Below are 4,482 nucleotides of genomic sequence, written 5' to 3' on the forward strand. Positions count from 1 at the left end.
TCCTCCTCAGCCGGCATCCAGGGTTGACAGGTCCACCAGAACGCCCGCTTGGGGTGCCCCAGCCATTTCACTCTCGTCGTGCGCATCCTTTTGCGTAGCTATGCCTTCCTGGATCAACTTGCTAAGCGTGACCGGGAAGGACTGCGCGAGTGCTTCTGCTGTTACCTGCGGAATCCGCCGGATGTCGTACCACCAATCTAGATGCAGTGAACCACCAAACCGATACGTCCGAAGTTCGATGGCGTGGCCCATCCCAGGAACCGGTTCTTGCACCGGAATCGTCATGTCCGAGTCGAACTGTACCGTAGCATCGACGGATGGCGGCTCAGGGACAACGCCCACGTACCGAAAGTGAATGTCAGGCGTGCGCTGCGCACTGAATACACGTCCGGTCGGCGCGTACATATACCGCAGCAATCCGTATCCAATTCCGTAATGCGGAATGGATTTAAGGGTGTTATGAACAGCGTCTAGTTGCGCAAGCGCGCCCTGGCCCTTCACGCAGACCAGCGGAATTGGGTAATAGTTCGTGAACCAACCGATTGTTCTGCGCACGTCGACGTCCGGCCGCAACACCGAACGGCCCTCGCCCTCAAGCTCTACGGCGACCACACCATCACCGACCGTTTGGGCAATTGTGCGACCAAGCGCGGCCAGCACGATCGCCTGAATCGATCGGCGAAACCTACGCCGGGCATCATCCAGCTCGGACGTCTGCTCAACGCTTAGCGTGCACGGCATCCTAATCAGATCGTCGGCACCGGGCGGTTGAATAACATCTGTATTGAGCGAGACATCAGCCAACCACAAGTTCACCTTGTTCGCATTCTCGATCCAAAAAGAGCGAGTGTCGAGGGCTGCCGGATGCGTCGCAAGGGCCGCGCAGCGCAGTGACCATTCCCGCCACCCAGTGGTGACCGGTTCCAGCGTGATCTCCTCGCCGGCCAGCCGCTGCCCAAACGCGGTGATGATATCGGTCCCCAAGATTTGGCGCGATGCATCGTCGATAACCATCTGGTGCACGGCAAGACCGAGATAGTGCGGACCACCGTGAGCGGTTGTGATCTGCACGGCGGTCAGTGGCTCGTTCAAATCACTTTGACTAGCAATGAGTTCGGCCAGAATACTGGATACCACGGCCCGTTCCTCTGCACTGCCGGCGGCTACACCGTCGGGAAGCGTCTGGGTCAAGAGCCGAGTGAATTCTCCGGTCGCCGCGATGTGCTGTTCCCACATTCCGTCGTTGTCGACGAGGCTGAGGCGCAAGACGTCGTGGTGATTGACCACTGCGGTCAGCACGGCTCGAATGTCGTCTGACCCTATCTTGGGGTCAAGCCGCAGGATCAATGGAACGCGCCAGCGGCCAGTGTCGCACAACCCCCGCTCGAGGAAGTAAGCAATGTTGGGTGGAACCGCCGGATGCGCCGCGGCCTCCGGTGGTTTCGCCAACCCACTCGACGCGAATGAGGCATCGACGGCAGCCGTCAACGAGGCCAGAGTCGGGTGCTCGTACATATCCTGCGGTGTGATGGTCATACCCTCGTTGGCCGCGGCCATCGAGATGCTGATCGCCATCAAGGAGTCGCCGCCTAGATCAAAGAAATTGGCATTCCGATCTACTGAACTGACACCTAAGCACTGTGACCAGATGCGCTGCAACGTGGCCTCAGTCTGCGACTCCCCGCCTCGCACCCCTTCAACGGTGGCGGAATCGACGCTGGAGTCAACCGGCGAACCACTGCTCGCGCCGGGAATCTGCGCCCAGATCGTATATCGGGGTTCGACCCAATGACGTTGTCGAGCAAACGGATATCCGGGCAAGGAAACGAGGTGCGGCATGACCGAACGCTGCGGCGCCCAGTCAACTTCGATTCCAGCCGACCAGAGTTCACCCAGTGCGCGCAGGAACGTGTCGTGGTCATCAACGTTCTGAAGCGGATGGCGCATGAGCCGAACAGCGCGGTGCCCACTCGACCACCTCGGGTGACGCATCGCCGAACCGGTCAAGCTGCCACCGGGACCAACTTCGACAAGGACTCGCCCGGATTGCGACAGCACCACGTCTAGCTCGTCGGCGAAGCGGATCGTGGAACTGATTTGACGTGTCCAGTTTTCCGGATCGGTGACCTGCTGCTCGGACATCCAGGTTCCGGTGAGGTTGCTCAGCAACGGTGTGTTCGGAACGCGAAGCTGTTGACGAGAAAGGAATTCGGAGAATTCTCTCAGCATAGGCTCCATCGAGCTTGTATGGAACGCATGAGTGGCACGGACCCGACGTACGGGTATCCCCACCTCGTCAAGACGTTGGCTGAACGCGCGAATCTGGTCTTTGGGCCCGGCGACCACGCAGTTACCGGGATCGTTAACGGCGGACAACTCGACGCCCTTAGCAGAATACTCTGCTAAGTACTCGGTGATGTCCTCGGGGCCCAGCGCCACCGCAACCATGGCTCCCGGCGGCGACTCATGCATCAAACGGGCACGCAACGACACCGTTTTGATCGCCGTCTCGAGGTCGAATACCCCGGCCAAGGTGGCTGCGATATACTCGCCAGTGCTGTATCCGATGTAGGCCCCGGCACCTACGCCAAAGCTTTCGACCAACTTCGCCAGTGCGTATTCCACCGTGAACAGCGCCGGTTGCGAACGGTCGATGCGCTCCAGATCGATTGCGGTACCATTGAATATCGCCGAATGCAAATCCAGGTCATCCATCGCTTCGCGGAATCCGGCAGAACAGGTGTCGAAGTGTTCAGCGAAGACGGACTCTGTGTCGTAGAGTCCTTTGGCCATTCCAACGTGCTGAGCACCTTGCCCGGGAAACAGGAAAACGACGCGATCTGACCCCAAGGTGGTGATTGAGGCGGCGGCACTGCGCCCGGTATCAGCACCGGATTCGCCAACGAAAACATTGTCGTGCTCGGCCGCCCGCAGAACCGTGACCGCATGCTCCCGGTCACGGACGACGGCAGCCATCGTGATGTTGTGCTTTCGGCGCCCGGCCAACGTATAAGCGACGTCGGACAGGTCCGGTGCGCCTGGTTTTTCTAACACCGTGGCCAGAGCTTCCCGCGATTCACCAAGCGCCGCAGCGGTTTGCGCTGACAGAAGGATCACCTGGGGACCGGTCGACGCAGCAACAGTGGATGCTTCAACTGATGCTTCTTCCAAGACGACGTGGACGTTGGTACCACCGACCCCGAACGAGCTGACCCCTGCCCGACGCACGCCGTCCCACTTCCATGGGCCGTAATTGCTTTGCACGACGAACGGAGTTTGGTCCAGACGCAGCTCCCGATTCGGACTGGTGTAGTGCAACGTCGCGGGAATCGCCTTGTTCTTCAGGCACAAAATCGTTTTGATCAGACCCGCGATTCCGGCGGCAACTTCTAAGTGGCCGATGTTCGATTTGACCGACCCCAGTACACATGGGCCCGGGCGGGGTATCTGCGACACTTCGAATGCCGTTTTCAACCCTTGGATTTCGATGGGGTCCCCGAGCGGGGTACCGGTTCCATGGGTCTCGACATAGCTCACAGTCGACGAATCAATACCGGCCACCGCATGAGCTTCCGCGATGACATCGGCTTGAGCGGCAGGATTGGGCGCCGCGTAACCCATTTTCATGGATCCATCGTTGTTGATCGCTGACCCGAGGATGACGGCATGAATTCGGTCGCTGGCGTCGATGGCGGCCTGCAACGGCTTGAGGGCCACTAACGCAACACCACTGCCGAAGACAGTACCGTCGGCCCGCACGTCGAAGGGCCGACAGTGGCCAACAGCCGAGACCATCGATCCCGGGGAGTGCCAGTAACCGACACGGTGCGGAATGCACAACGACGATCCGCCGGCCAGTGCCATGTCGCATTCGCCGGACAGCAGACTCAGGCAGGCCAGATGCAGCGCGACGAGCGACGACGAGCACGCGGTTTGAACCGCAATACTCGGGCCGCGCAAGTTGAACGCGTGCGATATCCGAGTTGCCAAGAAGTCTTTGTCGTTCTGTAGGAACAGACTGAACTGGTCGAAGTTGAGTCCCTCAGCCAAAACGGTGTGGGGGTCGCGATGCGACAACAGGTTATGCAAGAGATAACCGCTGGGAGAACTGGTTCCGTATACTCCGATCGAGCCGTCGAACTGCGCGGGGTCACAACCTGCATCCTCTAGCGCATGCCACGCGCACTGAAGGAACAACCGGTGTTGTGGATCCAATACCTGCGCGGCCAGCGGCGGCAGACCGAAGAAGTCAGCATCAAACTCGTCGATCCCGTCGAGTAACGGTGCGCGACGCACATACGCCGGATCGGCCAGTGCTTTGTCGCTGACCCCGTTGTCGCGCAGCTCTTGCTCAGACAGGGTGACGATCGACTCCTTGCCGCGCCGAAGGTTGGTCCAGAACGCCGACACATCGTTGGCGCCCGGAAATTTGCCGGCCATGCCGACCACCGCGATCGCGTTGTCGGGGGTAATCACTGGTTT

General features: G+C 59.9%; 1 protein-coding gene. It reads right to left on the bottom strand.

Annotated elements, in window-relative coordinates:
• Nucleotides 1-6: 6 nt before the first annotated feature.
• Nucleotides 7-4,476: a type I polyketide synthase gene (locus ML_RS12075; protein ID WP_010908852.1), complete on the bottom strand. Its 4,470-nt coding sequence runs from the start codon at nt 4,474-4,476 to the stop codon at nt 7-9.
• Between the last annotated feature and the right edge of the window lie 6 nt (nt 4,477-4,482).

Origin of the sequence: Mycobacterium leprae TN (assembly GCF_000195855.1) — a bacterium.
In the GTDB taxonomy this organism is placed as follows: Bacteria; Actinomycetota; Actinomycetes; order Mycobacteriales; family Mycobacteriaceae; genus Mycobacterium; species Mycobacterium leprae.